Consider the following 23,914-nt stretch of genomic DNA (forward strand, 5'->3'; position numbering starts at 1 on the left):
TGTGACACCCACACGCCCCACCGGATAAACAACCTCCCCCCCCCCCCCCCCGGCGGCCGCCACCGCGCGGTGGCGCTGCAGGCCCTGGGCCACCTCGTCCTGGGGCACGGCGTCCCCGCCGGGTACCCGGAGTTCCTGCGCCAGCGGGTGGAGGTCAACTGCTTCGCCGCCGCGATCCTCGTCCCGCGCCGGGACGCGGTGCGCCTGCTGCGCGCGGCCAAGCGCGAGCGCGACATCGCCGTGGAGGACCTGCGCGACGCCTTCAACGTCTCCTACGAGACGGCCGCGCACCGCTTCACCAACCTGGCCACCCACGACCTGGACCTGCCGGTGCACTTCATGCGCGTCCACCAGAGCGGCACGGTCCACAAGGCGTACGAGAACGACGGCGTGCTGTTCCCCGTGGACGCCACCGGCGCCATCGAGGGGCAGCCGGTGTGCCGGCACTGGACGGCCCGCACCGTCTTCGAGCGCCCTCCCGGCGTCCCGCACCACCAGTACACCGACACCCCCGCGGGCACCTACTGGTGCACCGCGCAGGCCGAGCAGGAGGCCACCGGCCTGTTCTCCGTCAGCGTCGGCGTGCCGTTCGCGCACGCGCAGCACTTCCGCGGCCGGGCGACCACGTCGCGCTCGCGCTCGCGCTGCCCGGACCCCACCTGCTGCCGCCGGCCGCCCGCCGACCTGGCGCGGCGCTGGGCCGAGTACGCCCGCCCGGCCGCGCGCGCCCACTCGCACCTGCTGGCCGCCCTGCCGCCCGGCACGTTCCCCGGCGTGGACGACACCGAGGTGTACCGGTTCCTGGAGGAGCGCGCCCGAGGTGCCGAGGACTGAGGAGCGGTGCAGGCTGGGCGCGTGAGCGAACCGACGACCGGCACCCCCGACCCCGCCGCGGCCCCCGACGCGGACCCCGACGCCGACCCCGGCGAGCTGAACCCCCGCGACCTGCGCGGGGAGGAGACCGGCGACGGCGCGGACACCTCCCGCGACGGCGACGAGGCCCCCGACAGCGACGCCGACCCCGGGCAGCTGAACCCCCGCGACGACACCTGACACCGCGCCCGACCCCGTCGCGCCCCCGCCCCCGGGCGGGGGTGCGCCTGCGCCGGACGGGTGGGGAGACCGCGGCGGGGCCGGCCGGGGTCCGGACGCCGGTGCCCCGCGTGCAGGTCCCCGCCGCCCCGGTGTCAGCGACCGACCGGTGCGGGGTGCTCCAGCGGCTGCGGATCGGGCGACAGGTCGATGCCGAAGTCGGAGGCGAACACCGTGCGGGTCCCCACCAGGACGTCCTCGTGGGACTCGTCGAGGTCGAAGACGCGGGCACCGCGCATCCGGTGCACCTCCTCGCCCTCGAGGCCGTAGGTCCCGAACCCGGTGCCCGGCCCGTAGCCGAGCTGGATGCCGAAGTAGTCGCCCACGTAGTCGTTGACGTGGTCGTGACCGCAGAACATGCCCTTGACGTCTCCGCGCTCGAGGGCGGTGTGGAACAGGCCCGGGTTGAACTGCGCCGTGTACTCGCGCTCGTTGCGCTCGCCGACGATGCCGTGCTTGACGACGGCCGCCTCGTGGTCGGCCTCCGTGGAACCGGTCGGCGACCCGAACCACATGTGCCGGAACTCCCAGAGCGGGATGTGGAAGAACATCAGCCCGGGCATCGGTGCGGGGGAACGGCCCTGCAGCTCCAGGGACGTCCGCCGGTACCAGTCCACCTGGTCGGAGTGGATCGTCTCGTAGGTGTACTCCTCGACGGCTTGCCCGGCGATCGTCTCGGGGGAGTAGCGGCCGGAGTCCAGCAGCCACAGCGCGAAGGCGGTGCGCCGGGAGGAGCGCGAGCGGATCCGCAGGACCTGGTTGGAGTCGCCGCGCACACCGTCGGCGGTCGAGCCGACGTACCAGCGGTACCCGCCGAGGAACGCGCGGATGCGCGGTTCGGTCATGCCGGTGACCGGGGCGGAGTCCTCGTCGTGGTTGCCGAAGGTGATGGCCCAGGGGATCCGGCGCTCCTCCATGGGCAGGACGACGTTGTGGTACGCCTGCTGCACCTGCCGCTCCGTCTCCATGTCCCCGTTGACGACGTCGCCGTTGACGACGACGAACCCGGGCTCCTCCTGGTCGAGCGTGCGCTCGATGAGTTCGATGGTCCGCACGTCGGTGCGGTGGCTGTCCTGCGTGTCGTTGAACTGCACGACCCGGAACGTGCCGTCGTCGGCGAACCGGAGCCGGTCCGCGTGCGGGTGCTGGTGCGAGGACGCGGCGGCGGTGGCGGGGGCGGCGGCCGCCGCGACGGTGCCGAGGCCGGCGCCGAGCAGGTGGCGGCGGGAGGGCTGGGGAGGGGTCACGGCGCCACCCTGGTCCGGGCAGGTGGCGCGCGCGTTGCCGGTGGCCGACGCGCCGGTGCTCAACCGGTGACGGACGGCGTCAGCCGGCGGGCTCCACCTCGAGCAGGACCTCCACGTCGCCCGTCACCTCCGGGGTGGTGGCCGCGCTCACCCGGCCGAGCAGCCGGTAGGTGCCCGGTGCCGGGTCGAGGAGGGTGACGAACCAGGCGGTCTGGTCCTCCAGGTCACCGGCGCGCGCGTGGGCGGGCAGCGAGGACTCCCACGTCGTCCAGTCGACCGCGACCAGCTCCCCGTCCGCGCCGTCCACCGCGGTCACGGGCGTCGGCGCCGCCGCCAGCGTCCCGGGCACCGACCCGCCCGCCGGGTCCTGCAGGTGCAGGCGCACGTGCACGACGTCGCAGGGGGCCAGGTCGCGCGCCTCGTACCCGGCGAGGTCCCGCACGCTGGCGCCGACCCCCGGCCCCGTCGCCGCCCCGCCCAGCGCCGGCGCGGGCGAGCCACCGGCGCTCAGGGGCCGTGCGCGCACGACGACGTCGACCGGGCCCGCCCCCTCGCCCGTGCTGCACCCGGGCACGCCGTACGGCGCCGCAGCCTGCTGCCCGGGCTCCCCGTCGCCGGGGAGCAGGGAGCCGGCCAGCGCGCCGACGGTCAGGAGCGCGCCGAGGACCAGGCCGTGCCGCACCAGGTCGCGGCCCGGGCCCCGTCCCGCCGCCGTGCTCCCCCCGTCCACGGGCCCAGTGTCACCCCGCTCCCGCGCCCCCGCCGCCCCGCCGCCGCCCCGCCGTCGCCCCGCCCCGCGTGGACGAGCCGCGCGCCGAGCGCGTACGGTGCTGGACGTGGCTCGACGGGAGACCCTGCTCCTTCGTCGCCGCGTCGGGGCCAGCTAGGCCGGTCTCCCCGCCGCGGGACCTCGTCGTGCGCGCCGGCCGCCCCGCAGCCAGCCCACCCGAGGAGCAGAACCGTGGACAACCCGCAGACCGCGTCGCCGATGCCGGTGCACAAGTACCGCCCCTTCCACGAGCAGATCACCGTCGACCTGCCCGACCGCACCTGGCCCGCCAAGCGCATCGAGAAGGCCCCCCGCTGGTGCGCCGTCGACCTGCGCGACGGCAACCAGGCCCTCATCGACCCGATGAACACCGAGCGCAAGCTGCGCATGTTCCAGCTGCTGGTGCAGATGGGCTACAAGGACGTCGAGGTGGGTTTCCCCTCGGCCAGCCAGACGGACTTCGACTTCGTGCGCACCCTCATCGAGGACGACCTGATCCCCGGCGACGTGCGCATCCAGGTGCTGACGCAGTCGCGCGAGCACCTCATCGAGCGCACCTTCGACGCGATCCGCGGGGCGAAGCAGGCCATCGTCCACCTGTACAACTCCACGTCGGTGCTGCAGCGGCGCGTGGTGTTCGGGATGGACGAGGACGGCATCGTCGACCTGGCGCTGCAGGGCGCGCGGCTGTGCAGGAAGTTCGAGGAGACGGTCCCCGGCACGACCGTCTACTACGAGTACTCCCCGGAGAGCTACACCGGCACGGAGCTGGAGTTCGCCGCCCGCGTCTGCAACGCGGTGCTGGAGGTGTTCGAGCCCACCGCCGAGCGCAACGTCATCGTCAACCTGCCGGCGACGGTGGAGATGGCCACCCCCAACGTGTACGCGGACTCCATCGAGTGGATGTCCCGCCACTTGAACCACCGCGAGCACGTCCTGCTCAGCCTGCACCCGCACAACGACCGCGGCACCGCCGTGGCGGCCGCCGAGCTGGGGTACCTGGCCGGCGCCGACCGCATCGAGGGCTGCCTGTTCGGCAACGGCGAGCGCACCGGCAACGTCTGCCTGGTCACGCTGGGGATGAACCTGTTCAGCCAGGGGATCGACCCGCAGGTCGACTTCTCCGACATCGACGGGATCCGCCGCACCGTCGAGCACTGCAACCAGCTGCCGGTGCCCGAGCGCCACCCCTACGGCGGCGACCTCGTCTACACGGCCTTCTCCGGTTCCCACCAGGACGCCATCAAGAAGGGCCTGGAGGCGATGGAGCGCGACGCCGCGGCCGCCGGGAAGGGCGTCGACGAGATCGAGTGGGCGGTGCCGTACCTGCCGATCGACCCCAAGGACGTCGGCCGCAGCTACGAGGCCGTGATCCGGGTCAACTCGCAGTCCGGCAAGGGCGGCGTGGCCTACCTGATGAAGACCGAGCACCAGCTGGACCTGCCGCGCCGGCTGCAGATCGAGTTCAGCCGCGTGGTGCAGGAGCGCACCGACGCCGCCGGCGGGGAGGTCACCGCGGCGGAGATCTTCTCGATCTTCTCCGACGAGTACCTGCCCTCGCCCAGCGGCACCCCGGACTGGGGCCGGTTCGCGCTGCGCGCCACCCGGTCGGCCAGCGAGGTCGACGGGACCGACGCCCTGGAGGTCGACCTCCTGGACTCCGGGACGGCGACCACGGTGAGCGGCACGGGCAACGGCCCGATCGCCGCGTTCTGCGCGGCGCTGGCCGCCCTGGCCGACCGGCCGGTCGACGTGCGGGTCCTGGACTACGCCGAGCACGCGCTGTCCGCCGGTGGCGACGCCCGCGCGGCCGCGTACGTCGAGTGCGCCGTGGGGGACCGGGTGCTGTGGGGCGTGGGCGTCGACGCCAACATCACGACGGCCTCGCTGAAGGCGGTCGTCTCCGCGGTCAACCGCGCGCTGCGCTGACCGGCGGGGTGCTCCGGGCCGCTCGCGCGGTCCGGGGCACCCGCCCGGGCTCGTGTCACGTTCAACCTCGTCGCTCGCGCGCCGCGACGTCGCCCGACCGATACAGTCGTGACTTCCAGTGATCGAGCACGTGCGGAGAGGGGTGGTGCGCGTGCGTCCCCCCGAGCGCGGCGACGCGGCCGGTGCGGTCGAGCACGTCACGGGCTTCGGGCCGTACGACCTGCTGGCCGAGTGGGCCCACCGCCTCTACCTCGACGGGTTCGGCGAGCGCGCCATCACCGCCGCCCGCGAGGGGCTGGCGTTCTGCGAGGCCGCCGGCGACGAGCGCACCGCCCGCTACCTGCAGTTCATCGCCGGCGTCGCCCTGCACCAGCTCGGCCGCGCCACCGAGGCCAGCGAGGAGGCCGGGCACCTGCTGGACCGCCTCGGCACGGGCGCCGACCCGGTCTGGCGCGCCAAGGCGCTCGCGCTGCTGGCCGAGGCGCGCGTCGACCTCGGCCAGACCGCCCTGGCGATGGACCACCTGGCCGAGGGCCGGATGATCGTCTCCGCCCAGCCGCTGCGCACCTACGACCAGCTGTCGGCGACCATGTCGGTCGCCCTCGCGCTGCGCGCGCTGGCCCTGTTCGAGCCCGCCGACGAGCTCATGCGGCAGATGCTCGCCGCCACCTTCCCGCCCCCGCGCGTGCAGCTGAACGTCGCCCAGGAGGCGGCCGTCCTGCAGGTGTCGTGGGGGGCGATGCTGGAGGTGTCCGGGCGTCCCGACGAGGCGCGCGGGCACTACGCCGCCGCCGGCTCCGTCATCGCGCGCATGCGCGCGCTGGCGCTGGAGGCCGGGTACCCGGAGATGCTGGCCCGCGCCGAGGCGCTGGAGGGGTTCGTCGCCCAGCGCGGTGGCGAGGACGCCCTGGCCGAGGCGCGCCTGCGCCCGGCGATGGCCGGGTTCCGGCTGCGCGAGGAGCTCGTGGAGACGCAGGTCGCCCGCGTCGGCCTCGCCCTGGCGGTCGCCGCCCGCGGCGGGCACGCCGAGGCCCGCGACCTGCTCGCCGCCGTGCGCCGCGCCTCCTCCACCACGCAGCTGGACGTGTGGGGGATGACGGCCATGGCCGCCGAGGCCCGCACCGCCGTCCTCGAGCACGGTGACCACCCCGGTGTCGAGGCGCTGCGGACCCTGTCGCGGATCGCCTTGGCCCGGCTGTGGGAGGACCGCGAGAGCCGCTTCGAGACCCTGCGCGACCGCGTGCGGCAGCGGGAGATGGCCGAGCAGCACGCGCGCCTGGGGCGCGCGTCCCTCGTCGACCCCCTCACGGGCCTGGGCAACCGCCGCCGGCTGCAGCAGGTCCTGGAGCGCCCCGACCGCCGCTTCAGCGCCGTCCTGCTCGACGTGGACGGCTTCACCGCCGTCAACGACGAGCACTCGCACGAGACCGGTGACGCCGTCCTGCGCGCGGTGGCGGCGCTGGTGGCCGACGCCGCCGACGCCGCGGGGGGGACGGGCGTCGTCGTGCGCTACGGCGGCGACGAGTTCGCCCTGCTGCTGCCCGCTGCCCCCGGCGGCGGCCCGGACCCCCTCGTGGTGGCCGAGAACCTGCTGGACGGGGTGCGCAAGGCGCCCTGGATCGACCTGGCGGTCGGGCTGCGGGTGACCGCCTCGGCCGGCGTGGCGGGCCCGGCGCCGGCCGCGGAGGCCCTGCGCGACGCCGACCTGGCCTGCACGGCCGCCAAGCGCGCCGGTCGCGACCGCGTCCACGTCGCCTGACCCGGCGGCGCGGGGAGGGCCCGTGTCGGGGGTGTGGGGGACGATGGACCGGTGAGCCCGGGGATCGCAGGACCGCGCAGCTACCGCGACGAGGCGGTCGTCCTGCGCACCGCCAAGCTCGGCGAGGCCGACCGCGTCGTCACCCTCCTCACCCGCCACCACGGCCGGGTCCGGGCGGTCGCCAAGGGCGTGCGCCGCACCAGCTCCCGCTTCGGCGCGCGGGTGGAGCCGTTCACCCACGTCGACGTGCAGCTGGCCCGCGGCCGCTCCCTGGACGTCGTCACCCAGGTCGAGGTGATCGCCCCGCACGGGGAGGCGATCGCCGCCGACTACGGCCTCTACACCGCCGGGCACGCCCTGCTGGAGACCGCCGAGCGCTTCACCGAGGTGGAGGGCGAGCCGGCCACCCAGCAGTTCCTGCTGCTGGTGGGCGCGCTGCGGGCGCTGGCCCGCCGCGACCACGACGCGGTCCTCGTCCTGGACGCCTACCTGCTGCGCTCGCTGGCCGTGGCCGGGTACGCCGCCAGCTTCGCCGACTGCGCGCGCTGCGGCGAGGACGGCCCGCACCGGGCGTTCGCCGTCGCGGCCGGCGGGGCGGTCTGCGCGGCGTGCCGTCCGCCGGGCGCCGCCGCCCCCGACCCGCGCACCCTCGGCCACCTGGCGGCGCTGCTGTCGGGCGACTGGCCGACGGCCGAGGTCAGCGAGGAGCGCTGCCGCCGCGAGGGCAGCGGCCTGGTGGCCGCGTTCCTGCAGTGGCACCTGGAGCAGGGCATCCGCTCGCTGCGGCACGTCGAGCGCGACGTGCACCCGCGCCCGCCGGTGGCCGCCGCGGTGGTCGCGGGGAGTGACGCACCTCTCGGATGAGGTGAGCCTCACCATCGTCAGTTCAGGCTACCCTCACTCGCGGCCCGGGCGGGGTGACCTCCGCCCGGTGGACCACCGAGCCGACGAGGGAGCAGAACCGCGTGACGACCACCTCCGCCAGGACCCGCCTCGGCCTGGCGCTGACCGTCCTCGTCGCCGCCACCGGGTGCGGCGCCTCCGAGCCCGTGCAGAGCGCGCCCGTCGCCGTGCAGCGCGAGGGCGCCACCCGGTACCCGCTGACGCTGGAGAGCTGCGGGCAGGAGCTGACGATCGACGCGCCGCCGCAGCGGGTGGTCTCCCTGGACCAGGGGTCCACGGAGATCCTGCTCTCCCTCGGCCTGCAGGACGCCGTCGTGGGCACCGCGTCCTGGACCGACCCCCTGCCGCCGTCGCTGGAGGGGGCCGGCGCGGACGTGCCGCGCCTGGCCGACAACGCCCCCACCTGGGAGGTCGTCCTCGGCGCCGACCCCGACCTCGTCACGGCGTCCTTCGGGCGGCACTTCACCCGGGGCGGCGTGGCCGAGCGCTCCCGCTTCGCGGAGACGGGGATCCCGACGTACCTGTCGCCCACCGACTGCGACGGCGGCACGAGCGTCAACGGCGGCGGCACCCGCACGGCGCCGGTGACGATGGACGCCGTCTACGCCGAGGTCCGCGAGCTGGCCGAGGTCTTCGACGTGCAGCAGCGCGGCGAGGAGCTCGTCGCCGACCTGCAGCGCCGCCGCGAGGCGGCCCTGCGCGACGTCGACGCGCAGGACGTCACCGTCGCCCTCTGGTTCGCCGACACCCGCACGCCCTACGTCGCCGGTGGCCTCGGCTCGGCGAACCTGCTCACCGCCGACGTCGGCGCCCGCAACGTCTTCGCCGACCTCACCGACGACTGGCCCGCCGTCGGCTGGGAGACCGTCGTCGAGCGCGACCCGCAGGTCCTCGTCCTCGGCGACCTGGCCCGCGACCGCTTCCCCGGCGACCGGCTGGCCGACAAGGTCGCCTTCCTGCGCTCGGACCCGCTGACCGCGACGATGCCCGCCGTGCGCGAGGAGGCGTTCATCGCCCTGCACGGGGCGGAGATGAACCCCTCGATCCGCGCCGTGGACGGCCTGGAGAAGATCGCCGCCGGGCTGCGGGAGATCCGGGAACGCCCGTGACGACCACCGCCACCCGCCCCGGCGCGCCCGCCCGCGCGAGCGCACCGCGCGCCCGCCCGGCGCTCGCCGCGCCCCTGACCGTCGTCGCGGCGGCGAGCGCCCTGGTCCTGTCGGTGCTCGCCGCCACCACCCTGGGACCGGCCGACGTCTCGGCCGTCAACGTCCGCGACGTCCTGCTCAACCACCTGGGCCTGGCCGACGTCCCCGTGCGGGTCTCCGACGACGCCATCGTCTGGAGCGAGCGGCTGCCGCGCGCCCTCGTCGCCGCCTGCACGGGCGCGGGCCTGGGCGTGTGCGGGGCGGTCCTGCAGTCGCTGCTGCGCAACCCGCTGGCCGACCCCTTCGTGCTCGGGGTGTCCTCCGGCGCCTCCACCGGCGCCGTCGTCGTCGGCGTCCTGGGGCTGGGCGCCGGGCTGGGCCTGTCCGCCGGCGCGTTCGCCGGGGCGCTGCTGGCCTTCGGGCTGGTCGTCCTGCTGGCGCGCCTGACGGGCGGCTACGGCGACCGCGTCGTCCTGGCCGGCGTGGCGAGCACCCAGCTGTTCTCCGCCCTCACCTCCTTCACGGTCTTCGCCTTCGCCGACTCCGACGAGACCCGCGGGATCGTGTTCTGGCTGCTGGGGTCCCTGGAGGGCGTGCGCTGGGACGACGTGGCGCGCTGCGCCGCCGTCGTGGCCGCGGGGACGCTCTACTGCCTGGCCCGCGCCCGCACGCTGGACGCCTTCGCGTTCGGCGACGACGTCGCCGCCTCGCTGGGCGTGCACGTGGCCCGCACCCGCACCCTGCTGCTCGTCGTCACGGCCCTCGTCACGGCCGTCCTCGTCAGCGTCGTCGGTGCTGTCGGGTTCGTCGGCCTCGTCCTGCCGCACGCCGCGCGCTTCCTCGTCGGCCCCCTGCACGCCCGCCTGCTGCCCGCGACCGCCCTGACGGGCGCGGTGTTCCTCGTGTGGGTCGACGCGCTGTCCCGCGTCGCGTTCGCGCCCACCCCGCTGCCGGTGGGGGTCGGGACGGCGCTCGTGGGCGTCCCGGTGTTCATGGTCCTGATGTTCCGCCGCCGGGGCGCGTCGTGAGCCTGCGGGCCGAGCGCGTGACGTGGGAGCGCGGCGGCGCGCTCGTCGTCGACGGCGTCCACCTCGCGCCGCGGGCGGGGGAGACCGTGGGGCTGCTGGGGCCCAACGGCTCGGGCAAGTCCTCCCTGCTGCGGCTGCTCGACGGCGTCGCGCGTCCCACCAGCGGGGTCGTCCGCCTCGACGGCGAGGACCTGTCCGCGTTGCCGCGCAAGCGGATCGCCCGCAGCGTCGCCTCGGTGGGGCAGACGTCCGCGACCGAGGTGGACCTGCGCGTGCGCGAGGTCGTCGCCCTGGGGCGGCTGCCGCACCGCGGGGTGCTCGGCGGCGACCGCGCCGCCGACGAGGCCGCCGTGGCGGCGGCCCTGGCCAGCACGGGGCTGACCGCGAAGGCGGAGCACCCGTGGCACCGGCTGTCCGGCGGCGAGCAGCAGCGCGCGCAGATCGCCCGCGCTCTCGCGCAGGAACCGCGCGAGCTGCTGCTGGACGAGCCGACCAACCACCTGGACGTGCGCCACCAGCTCGACCTGCTGGGGCTGGTGGCCCGGCTGCCCGTGACGAGCGTGGTCGCGCTGCACGACCTGAACCTCGCCGCGATGTTCTGCGACAGCCTCGTGGTGCTGCGCGCGGGCCGGGCGGTCGCGGCCGGGACCCCGGCGCAGGTGCTGACGCCCGAGCTGGTCGCCGACGTGTACGGGGTGCGGGCGGAGGTCTCGCCGGACCCGGACACCGGCAGGCCGAGCGTGCGCTTCCGGCCGGGGGCGGTGCTCGCGCCGCGCGCCTGAGCGGCCCCGGCGCCCGGCGCTCAGCCGGCCGCCGGGCCGCCCAGGTTGACCCCCGTCACCCGCCACGCCCCCGGCCCGCCCTCGACGAGGGTCACCGTCGCGTTGACGATCCGCTCCACCGTCGTGCCCGTCCACGCGAGCACCCCCAGCCGGATGAGCGTGCCGTGGCAGACGACGACGAGGTCGCGCCCGTCGTGCTCGCCGGCCAGCCGCTCGAACGCCGCCGCCCCGCGCGCACCGACCACGTCGTCGGCCTCCATGCCGGGCCGCGACCCGTCGGGCCAGCGCTCGGCCAGCTCCAGCAGGTCCATGCCCTCGGCCTCGCCGAAGTCCCGCTCCACGAGCGCGTCGTCGGTCCCCGTCAGCGGGATCCCGGAGCCGGCCGCGACGATCCCGGCGGTCTCGCGGGCGCGGGCCAGCGGCGAGCTGACCACCGCGCTCCACCCACCGCCGGTGAACCAGGGCGCCAGCGCCCGCGCCTGCGCGCGGCCGGTGTCGTTCAGGGGCACGTCGGAGCGGCCCTGGAGCCGGCCGTGCAGGTTCCAGTCCGTCTCGCCGTGGCGGACGAGGGCGATGCGGGTCACGGGCGCCATCCTGCCCGCGCCCGTCCCGGTGCCCGGACCCGCCGTCCTGCGGCACGGGTGCGCCGCGCGGCGTGCCAAGCTCCTGCGTCGTGGAGACGCCAGCCCGCCGCACCGCCCTGGGCCGCCGCCGAGCCGCCGCACGCACCCCGGACGCCGCCCGGCGCGTCGTGGAGGCCCCGCCGCCGCACCCGTCGGGGGCGCGGCCGCCGCAGCTGCCGCCGGAGCTGGTGCCCCGGCACGTGGCCGTCGTCATGGACGGCAACGGCCGCTGGGCCAACGCGCGCGGGCTGCCGCGCAACGAGGGCCACCGGCGCGGGGAGGCGTCGCTGCTGGACGTCGTGGCCGGCGCCATCGAGGTCGGCGTCACCCACCTGTCGGCGTGGGCGTTCTCCACCGAGAACTGGAAGCGCAGCCCCGACGAGGTCCGCTTCCTCATGGGTTTCAACCGCGACGTCATCCGCCGCCGCCGCGACGAGATGCACCGCTGGGGCGTGCGGGTGCGCTGGGCCGGGCGCCGGCCCCGCCTGTGGCGCAGCGTCATCAGCGAGCTGGAGGCCGCGGAGGAGCTGACGCGGGACAACGACGTCCTGACGCTGACGATGTGCGTGAACTACGGCGGGCGCGCGGAGATCGCCGACGCGGCCCGCGCCATCGCGCTGGAGGCCGCGGCCGGGCGCCTGGACCCCGCCCGTGTCGACGAGCGGACCGTGGCGCGCTTCCTCGACGAGCCGGACATGCCCGACGTGGACCTGTTCTGGCGCTCCAGCGGCGAGCAGCGCACGTCGGGGTTCCTGCCGTGGCAGGCGGCGTACGCGGAGATGGTGTTCTCCGACGTGCTGTGGCCGGACGTGGACCGGCGCGCGCTGTGGGCGGCGGTGGAGACGTACGCGCGGCGCGACCGCCGCTTCGGCGGCGCCCTGGACAGCCCTGCCGCCCCGGCCGCGCCGGACGACGCGCCGCCGGTCCCGTGAGCGTCCTGGGGCGGGTGGCCGCGCCCGTCGTGCGCGAGGTGCGCGGCACGCTGCGCTGGGGCGTGCAGCACGGGATGCCGCGCCTGGCGGTGCGCCGCGGCGCCCGCGCCGGCGACCTGCAGTCGCTGCTGCTGGCCGACCCCGCCACCTGGCGCGAGCCGTACGCCTTCCACGAGCGGGTGCGCGCCGCCGGCCCCCTGCTGACGGGCCGCTTCACGTGCATGAGCGCCTCGCACGCGGTGGTGCGCGAGGTGCTGTCCGGCGCCGACTTCGGCGTCGGGGCCCTGCACGACGCGCCCGTGCCGGCGCTGCGCCGGCCGCTGGCGTGGGCCTCGCGCGAGCGGCCCACCCACCCCGTCGAGCCGCCGTCGATGCTGGCGGTCGACCCGCCCGAGCACACCCGCTACCGCCGGCTGGTCTCCAAGGTGTTCACGGCCCGCGCCGTGGAGGGCCTGCGCCCGCGGGTGGAGGAGCTGGCCGCCGAGCTGCTCGACGAGCTGGCCGGCCGCGGTCCCGTCGTCGACGTGGTGGAGGGCTACGCGCTGCGGCTGCCGCTGGCGGTCGTCGCGGAACTGCTGGGGGTCCCGGCGCACCGGCGCGAGGAGGTGCGCCGCTTCGAGGCGGGGGTGGCCGGCAGCCTGGAGGTCGCGGCCGGCTGGCGCGAGGTGCGCGCCGTGGACGCGGCGCTGCGCGGGTTCGACGCGTGGGTCGGGGAGCACCTGCAGCGGCTGCGCCGCGACCCCGGCGACGACCTGCTGAGCGGACTGGTCACCGTCACCGACGACGAGCACGGCGGCCAGCGGCTGAGCGAGCGGGAGCTGCGCGCCACCGCGGGCCTGCTGCTGGCCGCCGGGTTCGAGACGACGGTGAACCTGCTGGGGTCGGCGACGGCGCTGCTGCTGCAGCACCCGGACCAGCTCGCCGCGGCGCGCGCCGACCCGGACCTGTGGCCGGGGGTCGTGGAGGAGTCGCTGCGGCTGGAGGCGCCCGTGCAGCTGACGTCGCGGCGCGCGCTGCGCGACACCGTCGTGGCCGGGCAGCCGGTGCGCCGCGGCACCCGCGTCGTGCTGCTGCTCGGTGCGGCCGGGCGCGACCCGGACGTGTTCACCGACCCGGCGCGCTTCGACGTGCGCCGCGCCAACGCCCGCGAGCACCTGGCGTTCTCCGGCGGCCGGCACTTCTGCCTCGGCGCGCCGCTGGCCCGCCTGGAGGGGCAGGTGGGGCTGCGGGCGCTGTTCGAGCGGTTCCCCGCCCTGCAGCCGGCCGCGGGAGCGCAGCGCACCACCACGCGCGTGCTGCGCGGCTGGCGGCGCCTGCCGGTGCGGCTGGGCTGACCGCACCACCCGCAGGACCGCTCAGGCGCCCGCGCGGTGCAGCCGGGTGCGCGCCGGGACCGGCGGGCGCGCCGCGGGGCCCGCGCCGCCCGCGAAGGCGCGCGCGAACCGGTCGAAGGCGTTGAGCAGGTGGGCGCGCATCGCCTCCTCCGCCGCGCCGGGGTCGCAGGCGCCCACGGCGCGGGCCACGGCCGCGTGCTCGGCGGCCGTGACGCGGCCGTCGGTGTCGGCGGGGTAGAGCCGGAAGGCGTGCAGGTGCCCGTGCGTGCCGGCGTAGGCGCGGGCGGCGACCCGGTTGCCGGCCGCGTCGATGAGCGCCGCGTGGAAGCGGGTGTCGTGGGCGACGAGGGCGCGGCGCACGTCGCCGCCGGCGTCCAGCTCCCGCGACAGTCCGTCCACGTCGCGCAGCAGGGCCGCCGCGGGGTTCGCCAGCCGGTCCACCGCGGCCGCCCGCACCGCCCACAGGTCCACCAGCAGCCGGAACTCGAACAGCTCGCGCAGCCCGTCCAGGTCGAGCAGTTCCGTCGTGCGGTAGCCGGAGCCGCTGCGCACCACCAGGCCGTCGCCCTCCAGCCGGTGCACGGCCTCGCGCACCGGCGTCTGCGAGACCCCGAGCCGCCGGGCGAGCGCGTCGATGACGACGCGCTCGCCCGGCGCGATCTCGTTGGTGAGCACCAGCTCCCGCAGCCGCTCGTACACCGACCCGCCCGCGTTCACGGGCGTCGTCCCGCCTCCTGCGCCGCACGGTCCAGCAGGTGGTCCAGCAGCCGGCCCACGCCCCACTCCCACGGCGGCAGCTGCTCGGTGGGGCCGACCTCGTTGACCAGCGCCCCCAGGTGCGGGCCGGCGATGGTGACGACGTCGCCGTGCACGTGGGTGAACCCGCGGCCGTGCTCGCCGCGGTCCTGCACGGGCGCGAACAGCGTCCCGGTGTGCAGGACGAAACCGTCGGGGTACTGGTGGTGCGGTCCCCACGTGGCGGCCACCAGCTCCTCGAAGCTGCGGCTGAGCCGGCCCACGTCGTTGACGGCCTCCAGCAGGTACCCCTCGGGGCCGTCCACGCGCAGGGAGATCCGCTCGGTGCGGGCGTCGTCGAGGGTGAAACCGTCGTCGAACAGCCGCACGAACGGGCCCAGCGCGCTGGAGGCGGTGTTGTCCTTGGCGGCGCCCAGCAGCAGCGCGCTGCGGCCCTCCACGTCGCGCAGGTTCACGTCGTTGCCCAGGGTCGCTCCGCGCGGGACGCCCTCGGCGTCGACGACGAGGACCAGTTCCGGCTCGGGGTTGTTCCACGAGCTGGTGGCGGGGATCCCGACGCGCTCGCCGTAGCCCACGGAGGACAGCACGGGCGCCTTGGTGAACACCTCCGGGTCGGGCCCCAGGCCCACCTCCAGGTACTGCGACCACATGCCCCGCGCGAGCAGTGCCTCCTTCACGCGCGCCGCCTGCGCGGAGCCGGGCACCACCGCGGACAGGTCCCCGACGTCGCCGAGGGCGTCCAGCACCTGCGCGCGCACGCCCTGCGCGAGGTCCGGGTCGCCCGCGCAGCGCTCCTCGATGACCCGCTCGAGCATGCTGTCGACGAACGTGACGCCGCACGCCTTGACCACCTGCAGGTCCACCGGGGCCAACAGCCGCACCGCGGCCGTGTCCCGGCCCAGCGAGGCGGCCAGGACCTCCCGCACGTCCCAGCGTGCGGGGGCGTCCTCGACGGCCTCCCGCACCCGCGGGGTGGGCAGGCGCAGCAGGTGCGCGACGGTGGGGGCGGTGCCCGACAGGTCGACCAGCTCCCCACCGCGCACCGCGACGGGCACCGGCCCCCCGGTGACCGGGTCGTGCACGCGCCCGACGAGCAGCGCCCGCGGGTCCGCCGGCAGCGCGTCCGCGGGATCGACCGGGTGCGGCGTGCTCACGCGTCGCTCCGGGACGCCGCGGTCGCCGGCACCCGCCCGGCGCCGTCCGCGCCGCCGGCGAGCAGCTCGCGCCACCCCTCGCCGCCGGGGAACGTCCAGCGCTCCACCGACTCGGCGTGCATCCGCGCCCCGGTGCCGGGGCCGGTGGGGGCCGCGTAGCGCCCGCCGCGCACGACGACGGGGTCGGTGAAGTGCTCGTGCAGGTGGTCGACGTACTCGATGGCGCGGTCCTCCTGCGTGCCGGTCACGGCGGCGTAGTCGAAGAACGAGAAGTGCTGCACCAGCTCGCACAGCCCCACCCCGCCGGCGTGCGGGCACACCGGCACCCCGAACCGGGCGGCCAGCAGGAGGTTCGCGACGTTCTCGTTGACGCCCGCCACGCGCGTGGCGTCGATCTGCAGGACGTCGATCGCGCCGGCCTGCAGCAGCTGCTTGACGACGATCCGGTTGGCGACGGCCTCGCCGGTGGCGACCTTGACGGGCGCCACGCCGCGGCGGATCGTCGCGTGGCCGAGGACGTCGTCGGTGCTGGTGGGTTCCTCGATCCACCACGGCTCGTGCTCGGCCAGCGCCCGCATCCACTCCACGGCCTCGCCGACCTCCCAGCGCTGGTTGGCGTCCACCGCGATCCGCACGCCGGGGCCGACGGCCTCGCGCGCCAGCCGCATCCGGCGGCGGTCGTCGTCCAGGTCCCCGCCGACCTTCAGCTTGATCATCCCGAACCCGTCGGCGACCGCCTCGCGGGCGAGCCGCACGAGCTTGTCGTCGTCGTAGCCGAGCCAGCCGGGGGTGGTGGTGTAGGCGGGGTAGCCCTCCCGCTCCAGCTGCTGCACGCGCTGCTCCTTGCCCTCGGCGCCGGCCACGAGCAGGTCGCGCGCGGCGGCGGGGGACAGGGCGTCGGAGATGTGGGTGAAGTCGACGACGTCGACGAGCTCGTCGGGCGCGGCGCTGGACAGCACCCGCCACAGCGGCTGCCCGTCGCGGCGCGAGCGCAGGTCCCACAGCGCGTTGACCAGCCCCCCGCACGCCATGTGCGAGACGCCCTTCTCCGGGCCCAGCCAGCGCAGCTGGGAGTCGTGCACGAGGCGGCGGGAGGCCTCGCCGAGGTCGTCGAGGTCCACCTCGCTCCCGGTCAGCAGGTGCCCGTAGCTCTCCAGCGCGGCCACGACGACCTCGTTGCCGCGCCCGCAGGTGAACACGATGCCGGTGCCGACGGCGCCGTCGTCGGTGTCCACCTCCACGTGGGCGGCGGAGTAGTCGGGGTCGACGTTGACGGCGTCGGAACCGTCGAGCTCCAGCGACGTGGGGAAGCGGACGTCGCGGGTGCGGACGGCGGTGATGACGGGCACGGGTCCTCCGGGTCGGTCGCGTGGTGCGCGCCGGACCCGCCAGTGGGCAGCGGTGCGCCGTCGCACCCCCTCCTACAGGGATGCGCAGGACCGTATAGGCCTGCGCGCGCGCCCGGCAACCCTCCGGACGCACGACGGGCCCGGCACCGGGTCGCCCCGGTGCCGGGCCCGTCACGGGCGTCAGCGGGTGTCAGCCGGTGTTGCGCATGCCGGCCGCGATGCCGTTGATCGTCAGCAGCAGCGCCCGGCGCAGCACCGGCGCCGGGTCCTCGCCGGCCGCGCGCGCCCGGCCCAGCAGGCTGACCTGCAGCGCGTGCAGCGGCGCCAGGTAGGCGTCGCGCAGCTCCAGCGTCCGGCGCAGCACCGGGGCGGACTCCAGCAGCTCCGACTGCCCCGTCACCCACAGCACCTGCTCGACGGTGCGCGCGTGCTCCTCGCGGATCGTGGTGAACACGCCGCGGTCCTCCGGGCGCACCAGCTCCTCCACGTAGTGCCCGGCGATGGCCAGGTCCGTCTTGGCCAGCGTCATCTGCACGTTGGACACGAAGCTGCGGAAGAAGTTCCACGAGCCGTACATGTGCCGCAGCGTCTCGCCGTGCCCGGCCTCGCGGGCCGCGGCCAGACCCGACCCGACGCCGAACCAGCCGGGCACGTTGATCCGGCTCTGCGTCCAGCCGAACACCCACGGGATGGCCCGCAGGTCCTCCAGGCCGCCCGTGCCGCCGGGCCGGCGCGAGGGCCGCGAGCCGATGTTGAGGTTGCCCAGCTCCTCCACGGGCGTGGCCGCCAGGAAGAACGGGATGAGCGCCGGGTCGCCCACCAGGGCGCGGTAGGCGCGCTGGCCGGTGCCGGCCACGACGTCCATCGCCGCGTCCCACACGTCGAGCACGTCGCGCGGCAGCGCCGAGGTGCGGTGCAGCGTCGAGGCCTCCAGGACGGCCGACAGCGCCACCTCGAGGTTGTGCCGGGCCAGGCGCGGCTGCACGTACTTGTCGCTGATGACCTCGCCCTGCTCGGTCACCTTGATCGGGCCGTCGAGGCTGCCGTACGGCTGGGCCAGGATCGCCTCGCCCGTCGGGCCGCCGCCGCGGCCCACGGACCCGCCGCGGCCGTGGAACAGGCGCAGGACGACGCCGTGCCGGCGCGCCACGTCGCGCAGGGCGCGCTGGGCGCGGTGGATCTGCCAGCGCGAGGCGGCGATCCCGCCGTCCTTGGAGGAGTCGGAGTAGCCCAGCATGATCTCCTGCACGTCCCCGCGCGCCGCCACCACGCGGCGGTACGACGGGTCGGCGAGCAGGCCCTCCAGCAGCTCCTCGGCGGCCTCCAGCTCGGTGACCGTCTCGAACAGCGGCACGAACCCGATGCGCGCCACGTCGCCCGCGGCGTCGTCGGCGGGGTCGGCCAGGTCGACCAGGCCGACCTCGCGCGCCAGGACGACGACCGCCAGCAGGTCGTCGATGCCCTGGGTCATGGAGACGATGTAGCTCTCCACCGCGTCGTCGCCGTAGCGGTCCAGCGCCTGCCGGACCGTGCTGAACAGGCGGAACACCTCCGCGGGGGTGCCGGTGAGGTTGCGCGCCGCGGCGCCGATGAGCGGGCGGTGCCCGGTCAGCTCGCGCGAGAGCAGCGCTCGGCGCTCGGCGCGCTCCAGCTGCGCGTAGGGGCGGTCCAGCTCGCCGAGGCGGTCGTAGACGGCGGCCAGCGCCGCGTGGTGGCGCCCGGCGTGCTCGCGCACGTCGAGCGTGGCCAGGCTGAACCCGACCGCGTGCACCACGCGCAGCAGCCGCGCCACGGCCCCGTCGGCCACCAGCTGGCCGTCGTGGGCGCGCAGCGAGTCCGCCAGCAGCCGCAGCTCGGCCACCAGCTCGTCGGCGTCGGCGTAGTCCAGGCCGGGCGCGTGCGGCGTCTGGTCGTGCAGGCGCGCGCGGGTGCCCTCCAACCGGGCGGCGATGTAGGACAGCTTGAGGCGGTAGGGCTCCTGGCTGTTCAGCCGCACCCGCTCGGCGTGCACCTCGGGCAGCAGCTCGCGGTCCGTCTCCAGGCTCGCGGCCAGCTCCTCGCTGACGCCGACGACCTGGGTGGAGGCGGCCAGCTCGGTGCGCAGCTCCTCCACGGCGCGCACCAGCAGGTCCAGCGCGGCGTCGTGCTGCAGGGCCAGGACCTCCATCGTCACCTCGGGGGTGACGTTGGGGTTGCCGTCGCGGTCGCCGCCGACCCAGCTGCCGAAGCGCAGCGGGCGCCCGTCCTCGGGCAGCTGCAGGCCCAGCTCGGCCAGGCCGGCCTGCAGGTCCTCCACGAGGTCCGGCAGCACGTCGGAGGTCAGGGTGCGCAGGTAGTGCAGGGCCGAGCGCGCCTCGTCGACGACCCGCGGGCGGTCCACGCGCAGCTCGTCGGTCTGCCACAGCAGGTCCACCAGCTCGGCCAGGCGCCGACGGCCGCGCTCGGCGTCCAGGGGGCGCTGCTGCGGGTCCTCGGACGCCTCGACGATGCCGGTGATGCGCAGCAGCAGGTCCAGCACCGAGCGGCGGCTGGACTCGGTGGGGTGGGCGGTGAAGACGGGCCGCAGCTGCAGGCGGCCGATGACGGCCGCGGCGTGCTCGCGGTCCAGCTCGCCCGAGCGCAGGCCCTCGGCCACGCGCTCCAGCGTCGGCGGCAGCCCGCCGGTGGGCTGGCGGGACAGCTCCAGGCCGCGGTGCAGCTGCTCGGAGGCGTTGGCCAGCTGGAAGTAGGCGGTGAAGGCGCGGGCCAGCACGATCGCCGTGCGGTCGTCCACGCCCGACAGCAGCGCGGCCAGCTCGGTGCCGCCGTCGGGGCGGCGGGCCAGCCGGCGCACCCGCTCGACGAGGTCGAGCAGCTCGGGGCCCTCGTGCCGCGTGAGGGACTCCCCGAGCAGCTCGCCGAGCCGGCGCACCGAGGCGCGCAGGGCGGCGTGGCCCTCGTCGGAGGAGACCCCGTCCACGGACAGGGCGTCGGTCGCGGCGCGCCGCGCCGCCGGTGCCTGGTCGTCCGCAGCGGTCGACTGCGTGGTGGAGCTGCTCATCGGTCGCCCTCGCCTCCGTGCCGGTGCGGGCGTCGACGCTGACCCCGGCGCACTGCCTGCTCGTCCCGACCGCGCGGAGCGACCGCGCGGCACCGGCGCGGTGCCGGTGCGGTGCAGTCTTGCGCCTCGCCCCGCCCGGGGGGAACCGGGGTCCCCGCCGGGCGCGGGCCGGCGCGGGGCCGTGGCCGGGCGGGCGCCCGGCCGGGGCGTCAGTCGTTGCCGGCGGCGGCGGCCTTCAGCTTGGAGCCGGCGGTGAGCTTGGCGCCGTAGGAGGCGGCGATCTCGAGGGTCTCCCCGGTGCGGGGGTTGCGGCCGGTGCGGGCCGCGCGCTCGACGCGCTCGAGGGTCAGCAGGCCGGGCAGGCGGACGTCCTCCCCGCGGCCGACGGCCTCGATGAGGACGTCGCCGAAGGCGCTGAGGACCGAGTCGGCGTCGGTCTGGGTGACGCCGCTCTTCTCGGCGAGGGCGCTGACGAGTTCGCTGCGGTTCACGTGGTCTCCCTGGTCGTGGACAGTCCCGGGCACGTTACCCGCCGTGACCCGGCGCGGCGGTCCGCCCCGCCCCGGCGCGCCGAGGCCGTCTGCTACCGTCCGACTGACTGACAATCATTCTCAACAAGCGTGACCCGGAGGAGACAGCCCGTGCCCCTCGCCCCCCTGCCCGTGACCGTCCTGACCTGCCTGGACCCCGTGCTGCGCGACACCGCCGGCGCCGTGGCCGCCTGGGAGGTGCCCGGCACCGTCGTCCTGCGCTACGACCTCGGCCCCGGCCGCGACGACGGGTTGCGCCGCGTGGTGAGCGACGTCCACGGCGTCGAGGAGGACGTGCGCGTGCCCCTGGAGCACGCCTGCCTGGACTGCGCGCTGCGCGAGGACGTGCTGCCCACGCTCGTGGCGGTCGCCGCCAGCGGCCGCTGGCGCCGCGTCGTGCTGGCCCTGCCGCTGGCGGCCGAGCCCCTCGTCGTCGTGCGCGCGCTGCGGTTCGGCGAGGTCGACGGCCGCCCCGTCGCCGGCTCCTGCCGGGTGGCCTCCGTCGTGGCCACCGCCGACGCGGCCACCCTGGAGGACGACCTGCTCGGCGACGACCTGCTCGCCGAGCGCCTGCCCTCGCACGCCGGCGTCCTCGACGACGGCCGCGCCGTGGGCGAAGCCCTGGCCCACCAGCTCGACGAGGCCGACCTGGTGCTCCTGGCGGGGGAGGGCGGGGGAGACGTGCCCGCGGGGCGGGCCCGCCGGCTGCTGGCGCACCTGAGCACCGCGCCCGTGCGCGGCGTCCACGCCGTCACCGGCGCCGAGCTCGTCGCCGACCGCTGGGCCGGCCGACCCGACGCCGCCCACGACCCCGGCCGCGACGCCCCCCTGGAGCTGCGCCGCGCCCGCCCGACGGGCGCGCTGGACGGCGACGGCGTGTGGACCCTCGAGCTGACGTCCCGGCGCGCCTTCCACCCCGGCCGGCTGCTGGACGGCATCGAGGAGATCGGCAGCGGCCGGCTGCGCGCCCGCGGCGTCTTCCACCTGCCCGCGCGCCCCGGCGTCGTGTGCGCCTGGGACGGGGCCGGGGGGCAGTTGAGCATCGGCGAGGTCGGCACCTGGGACGCGGCCGGGCCGCGCACCCGCCTCGTCGTCACGGGCACCGACCCGGCCGACCGCGAGCGCGTGGCCGCCTGCTTCCCCCGGCTGCTGATGCGCGCCGACGAGCACGACCGCTCCCGGCCCGGCACGCCCGACGGCTTCGAGCCGTGGCTGGGGTCGGCGGGCGCGGACGTCCCGCACCTGGCCTGAACCGCGGGGCCCGGCGACCCCGCGACCCGCGGGTCAGCCGGTGGGCTGCTGGGCGGTGAGCTCGGCGGTGCACTGCGCGCACACGCCGAACACCTCCACGACGTGCTCGACCTGGGTGAAGCCGTGCTCGGCGCCGACCCGGCGCGCCCACGTCTCCACGGTCGGGCCCTCCACCTCCACCGTGCGCCCGCAGCGGCGGCACACCAGGTGGTGGTGGTGGCCGGTGGAGCAGCGCCGGTAGACCGACTCGCCCTCGTCGGTGCGCAGGACGTCCACGCTGCCGTCCTCGACCAGCGCCTGCAGCGCCCGGTAGACGGTCGCCAGGCCCACGCCGTCGCCGCGCTCGCGCAGCCGCGCGTGCAGGTCCTGCGCCGACAGGAAGCCCTCGGCCTCGTCCAGCAGCGCGGAGACGGCCGAGCGCTGCTTGGTGGAGCGCCGCTGGGGGGTGGCCGTCGTCGTGGCGCCCGTGGGGCGCGCGCGCTCGGGGCGCGGGGTCTGCGGGGCTGCCACGGCGGTCCTCCTCGTGCTCGTCCTGCCGCGCGTCCCGTCCCGTGACCGGCGCGCCGCGCTGCGGCCGTCGCGGACGTGCTGCCGCGACGCCCGAGCCTACGTCACCGGCGCCCCGCGCCGCCCCGCCGCGGGCCGCCGCCGCCCCGCCGCCGCCCCGCCGCCGCCCCGCCGCCGCCCCGTCACCGCGCGCCGGGACCGTCTACGCTGATCGACCGCCCCGCCCACCGCGGCGGGGTGCGCGGCCGGCCGTCCGGGCCGGTGCGCCCGTCCCTCGCCGACAACCAGCCGGATGGAGATCCCGTGGCCCAGTCCCCGACCAGCCGCCTCGACGCCGTCACCAACCTCGCCAAGCGCCGGGGGTTCGTCTTCCCCAGCGGCGAGATCTACGGGGGCACCCGGTCCGCGTGGGACTACGGCCCGCTCGGCGTGGAGCTGAAGGAGAACATCAAGCGCCAGTGGTGGCGCGCGACGGTGACCACCCGCGACGACGTCGTGGGCCTGGACTCCTCGGTCATCCTGCCCCGCCGCGTGTGGGAGGCCTCCGGGCACGTCGCCGTGTTCACCGACCCCCTCGTGGAGTCGCTGGTGACCCACAAGCGCTACCGCGCCGACCACCTGCTGGAGGCCTACGAGGCCAAGCACGGCCACCCGCCGGAGAACGGCCTGGCCGACGTCGTCGACCCGGACACCGGCCTGAGGGGCCAGTGGACGGAGCCGCGCGAGTTCTCCGGCCTGATGAAGACGTTCCTCGGCCCGGTCGACAACGAGGAGGGGCTGCACTACCTGCGCCCCGAGACGGCCCAGGGGATCTTCGTCAACTTCGCCAACGTCATGGGCTCGGCCCGCAAGAAGCCGCCGTTCGGCATCGGCCAGATCGGCAAGAGCTTCCGCAACGAGATCACCCCGGGCAACTTCATCTTCCGCACGCGCGAGTTCGAGCAGATGGAGATGGAGTTCTTCGTCGAGCCCGGCACCGACGAGACCTGGCACGAGTACTGGCTCGAGGAGCGGATGAGCTGGTACGTCGGCCTGGGCATCGACCCGGGCAACCTGCGGTTCTTCGAGCACCCGGCCGAGAAGCTGTCGCACTACTCCAAGCGCACCGTCGACATCGAGTACCGCTTCGGGTTCCAGGGCGGGGAGTGGGGCGAGCTGGAGGGCATCGCCAACCGCACCGACTTCGACCTGTCGACGCACTCGAAGGAGTCCGGCGTCGACCTGTCGTACTTCGACCAGACCAAGGGCGAGCGCTGGACGCCCTACGTCATCGAGCCCGCGGCCGGCCTGACCCGCTCCCTCATGGCGTTCCTCGTCGACGCCTACTCCGAGGACGAGGCCCCCAACACCAAGGGCGGCGTCGACAAGCGCACCGTGCTGCGCCTGGACCACCGCCTGGCCCCCGTCAAGGCCGCGGTGTTCCCGCTCTCGCGCAACGAGCAGCTCTCGCCCAAGGCCCGCGACCTGGCCGCCGAGCTGCGCGCGCACTGGAACGTGGAGTTCGACGACGCCGGCGCCATCGGCCGCCGCTACCGCCGCCACGACGAGATCGGCACGCCGTACTGCATCACCGTCGACTTCGACACCCTCGAGGACCAGGCGGTGACCATCCGCGAGCGCGACACCATGGCGCAGGAGCGCGTGGGCATCGGCCAGGTCTCCGCCTGCCTGGGGGCTCGCCTGCTCGGGGCCTCACACCCCCGGCGCGCACCCCGTACCTGCGGTAAAGCTTGCGGAAGGCCCACCGGGGACCCTCGGTGCCGCGGGGGGCCCGACGCGCG

The 23,914-nt window shown here is 76.2% G+C and carries 20 protein-coding genes and 1 pseudogene; 12 read left to right on the plus strand and 9 right to left on the minus strand.

All coding sequences use genetic code 11. From position 1 onward, the window contains the following. Positions 1-69 precede the first annotated feature (69 nt). Both ACRYMY_RS11540 and ACRYMY_RS11545 read left to right on the plus strand, forming a co-directional pair. A complete protein-coding gene (locus tag ACRYMY_RS11540) occupies positions 70-834 on the plus strand; it encodes an ImmA/IrrE family metallo-endopeptidase (RefSeq protein WP_432547402.1) in 765 nt (254 codons plus the stop codon). 21 nt (positions 835-855) lie between these two features. Then, on the plus strand, positions 856-1,053 hold the full coding sequence (locus ACRYMY_RS11545; RefSeq protein WP_432547403.1) for a hypothetical protein: 198 nt from the start codon (positions 856-858) through the stop codon (positions 1,051-1,053). A 134-nt stretch (positions 1,054-1,187) separates the two neighbouring features. Here the strand turns inward: ACRYMY_RS11545 and ACRYMY_RS11550 are convergent, their stop codons facing one another. Together ACRYMY_RS11550 and ACRYMY_RS11555 are read right to left on the minus strand one after the other, a co-directional pair. Next, entirely contained in the window at positions 1,188-2,339 is a 1,152-nt protein-coding gene (locus tag ACRYMY_RS11550; protein WP_432547404.1) for a metallophosphoesterase family protein, read from the minus strand. A 79-nt stretch (positions 2,340-2,418) separates the two neighbouring features. Beyond that, positions 2,419-3,069 carry a hypothetical protein gene (locus ACRYMY_RS11555; protein ID WP_432547405.1) on the minus strand — a complete coding sequence of 217 codons (651 nt, stop codon included), beginning with the start codon at positions 3,067-3,069 and terminating at the stop codon, positions 2,419-2,421. Between the two features lie 258 nt (positions 3,070-3,327). Here ACRYMY_RS11555 and leuA point away from each other — a divergent pair, with 258 nt between their 5' ends. The 6 genes from leuA (at position 3,328) to ACRYMY_RS11585 (ending at position 10,657) form a co-directional block, all read left to right on the plus strand. Then, complete coding sequence (gene leuA, locus ACRYMY_RS11560) at positions 3,328-5,037, plus strand: 2-isopropylmalate synthase (protein WP_432547449.1); 1,710 nt, start codon at positions 3,328-3,330, stop codon at positions 5,035-5,037. A 151-nt stretch (positions 5,038-5,188) separates the two neighbouring features. Then, a complete protein-coding gene (locus tag ACRYMY_RS11565; RefSeq protein ID WP_432547406.1) occupies positions 5,189-6,796 on the plus strand; it encodes a GGDEF domain-containing protein in 1,608 nt (535 codons plus the stop codon). A gap of 51 nt (positions 6,797-6,847) precedes the next feature. Further along, a complete protein-coding gene (gene recO, locus ACRYMY_RS11570; RefSeq protein ID WP_432547407.1) occupies positions 6,848-7,660 on the plus strand; it encodes a DNA repair protein RecO in 813 nt (270 codons plus the stop codon). A gap of 101 nt (positions 7,661-7,761) precedes the next feature. Then, complete coding sequence (locus ACRYMY_RS11575; RefSeq protein WP_432547408.1) at positions 7,762-8,808, plus strand: ABC transporter substrate-binding protein; 1,047 nt, start codon at positions 7,762-7,764, stop codon at positions 8,806-8,808. After that, positions 8,805-9,875 carry a FecCD family ABC transporter permease gene (locus ACRYMY_RS11580; protein WP_432547409.1) on the plus strand — a complete coding sequence of 357 codons (1,071 nt, stop codon included), beginning with the start codon at positions 8,805-8,807 and terminating at the stop codon, positions 9,873-9,875. Before ACRYMY_RS11575 ends, ACRYMY_RS11580 begins: the two co-directional genes overlap by 4 nt. Continuing rightward, a complete protein-coding gene (locus ACRYMY_RS11585) occupies positions 9,872-10,657 on the plus strand; it encodes an ABC transporter ATP-binding protein (RefSeq protein WP_432547410.1) in 786 nt (261 codons plus the stop codon). Before ACRYMY_RS11580 ends, ACRYMY_RS11585 begins: the two co-directional genes overlap by 4 nt. 20 nt (positions 10,658-10,677) lie before the next feature. Here ACRYMY_RS11585 and ACRYMY_RS11590 read toward each other — a convergent pair whose 3' ends face one another. Then, complete coding sequence (locus ACRYMY_RS11590; protein ID WP_432547411.1) at positions 10,678-11,241, minus strand: histidine phosphatase family protein; 564 nt, start codon at positions 11,239-11,241, stop codon at positions 10,678-10,680. A gap of 167 nt (positions 11,242-11,408) precedes the next feature. Between ACRYMY_RS11590 and ACRYMY_RS11595 the strand changes: the two genes are divergently transcribed. Together ACRYMY_RS11595 and ACRYMY_RS11600 are read left to right on the plus strand one after the other, a co-directional pair. Next, positions 11,409-12,212 carry an isoprenyl transferase gene (locus ACRYMY_RS11595; protein ID WP_432547450.1) on the plus strand — a complete coding sequence of 268 codons (804 nt, stop codon included), beginning with the start codon at positions 11,409-11,411 and terminating at the stop codon, positions 12,210-12,212. Between the two features lie 38 nt (positions 12,213-12,250). After that, positions 12,251-13,546 carry a cytochrome P450 gene (locus tag ACRYMY_RS11600; protein WP_432547451.1) on the plus strand — a complete coding sequence of 432 codons (1,296 nt, stop codon included), beginning with the start codon at positions 12,251-12,253 and terminating at the stop codon, positions 13,544-13,546. Between the two features lie 21 nt (positions 13,547-13,567). Here the strand turns inward: ACRYMY_RS11600 and ACRYMY_RS11605 are convergent, their stop codons facing one another. The 5 genes from ACRYMY_RS11605 to ACRYMY_RS11625 all read right to left on the minus strand — a co-directional run bounded on the left by ACRYMY_RS11605 (position 13,568) and on the right by ACRYMY_RS11625 (position 20,336). Beyond that, the gene (locus tag ACRYMY_RS11605; RefSeq protein ID WP_432547412.1) at positions 13,568-14,263 is read right to left on the minus strand and encodes a GntR family transcriptional regulator; all 696 of its coding nucleotides are present in this window, start codon (positions 14,261-14,263) and stop codon (positions 13,568-13,570) included. Continuing rightward, entirely contained in the window at positions 14,260-15,456 is a 1,197-nt protein-coding gene (locus ACRYMY_RS11610; RefSeq protein WP_432547413.1) for a fumarylacetoacetate hydrolase family protein, read from the minus strand. The genes ACRYMY_RS11605 and ACRYMY_RS11610 overlap by 4 nt, the downstream gene beginning before the upstream one ends. After that, on the minus strand, positions 15,453-16,805 hold the full coding sequence (locus ACRYMY_RS11615) for an enolase C-terminal domain-like protein (RefSeq protein ID WP_432547414.1): 1,353 nt from the start codon (positions 16,803-16,805) through the stop codon (positions 15,453-15,455). The genes ACRYMY_RS11610 and ACRYMY_RS11615 overlap by 4 nt, the downstream gene beginning before the upstream one ends. A 190-nt stretch (positions 16,806-16,995) precedes the next feature. After that, on the minus strand, positions 16,996-19,845 hold the full coding sequence (gene ppc / locus ACRYMY_RS11620; protein WP_432547415.1) for a phosphoenolpyruvate carboxylase: 2,850 nt from the start codon (positions 19,843-19,845) through the stop codon (positions 16,996-16,998). A gap of 209 nt (positions 19,846-20,054) precedes the next feature. Continuing rightward, the gene (locus ACRYMY_RS11625; RefSeq protein WP_369053862.1) at positions 20,055-20,336 is read right to left on the minus strand and encodes an HU family DNA-binding protein; all 282 of its coding nucleotides are present in this window, start codon (positions 20,334-20,336) and stop codon (positions 20,055-20,057) included. Positions 20,337-20,486: 150 nt separating this feature from the next. On the opposite strand from ACRYMY_RS11625, the gene ACRYMY_RS11630 reads away from it, so the two are divergent. Next, positions 20,487-21,626, plus strand: coding sequence for a GTP-binding protein (locus ACRYMY_RS11630; RefSeq protein ID WP_432547416.1), 1,140 nt, complete (start codon positions 20,487-20,489; stop codon positions 21,624-21,626). A gap of 33 nt (positions 21,627-21,659) precedes the next feature. Here ACRYMY_RS11630 and ACRYMY_RS11635 read toward each other — a convergent pair whose 3' ends face one another. Continuing rightward, positions 21,660-22,136 carry a Fur family transcriptional regulator gene (locus ACRYMY_RS11635; RefSeq protein WP_432547417.1) on the minus strand — a complete coding sequence of 159 codons (477 nt, stop codon included), beginning with the start codon at positions 22,134-22,136 and terminating at the stop codon, positions 21,660-21,662. 300 nt (positions 22,137-22,436) lie between these two features. On the opposite strand from ACRYMY_RS11635, the pseudogene ACRYMY_RS11640 reads away from it, so the two are divergent. Next, positions 22,437-23,825 (plus strand): annotated as a pseudogene (locus ACRYMY_RS11640) (glycine--tRNA ligase); the annotation flags it as partial. Positions 23,826-23,914 lie beyond the last annotated feature (89 nt).

It is taken from the genome of Kineococcus haloalkalitolerans (assembly GCF_050871905.1).
Taxonomy (GTDB): Bacteria; Actinomycetota; Actinomycetes; order Actinomycetales; family Kineococcaceae; genus Kineococcus.

Bases quoted from the DNA above. Each gene is read 5' to 3' on its own strand.
- leuA (WP_432547449.1), top strand. From the start codon at position 3,328: ATGCCGGTGCACAAGTACCGCCCCTTCCACGAGCAGATCACCGTCGAC.
- ppc (WP_432547415.1), bottom strand. From the start codon at position 19,845: ATGAGCAGCTCCACCACGCAGTCGACCGCTGCGGACGACCAGGCACCG.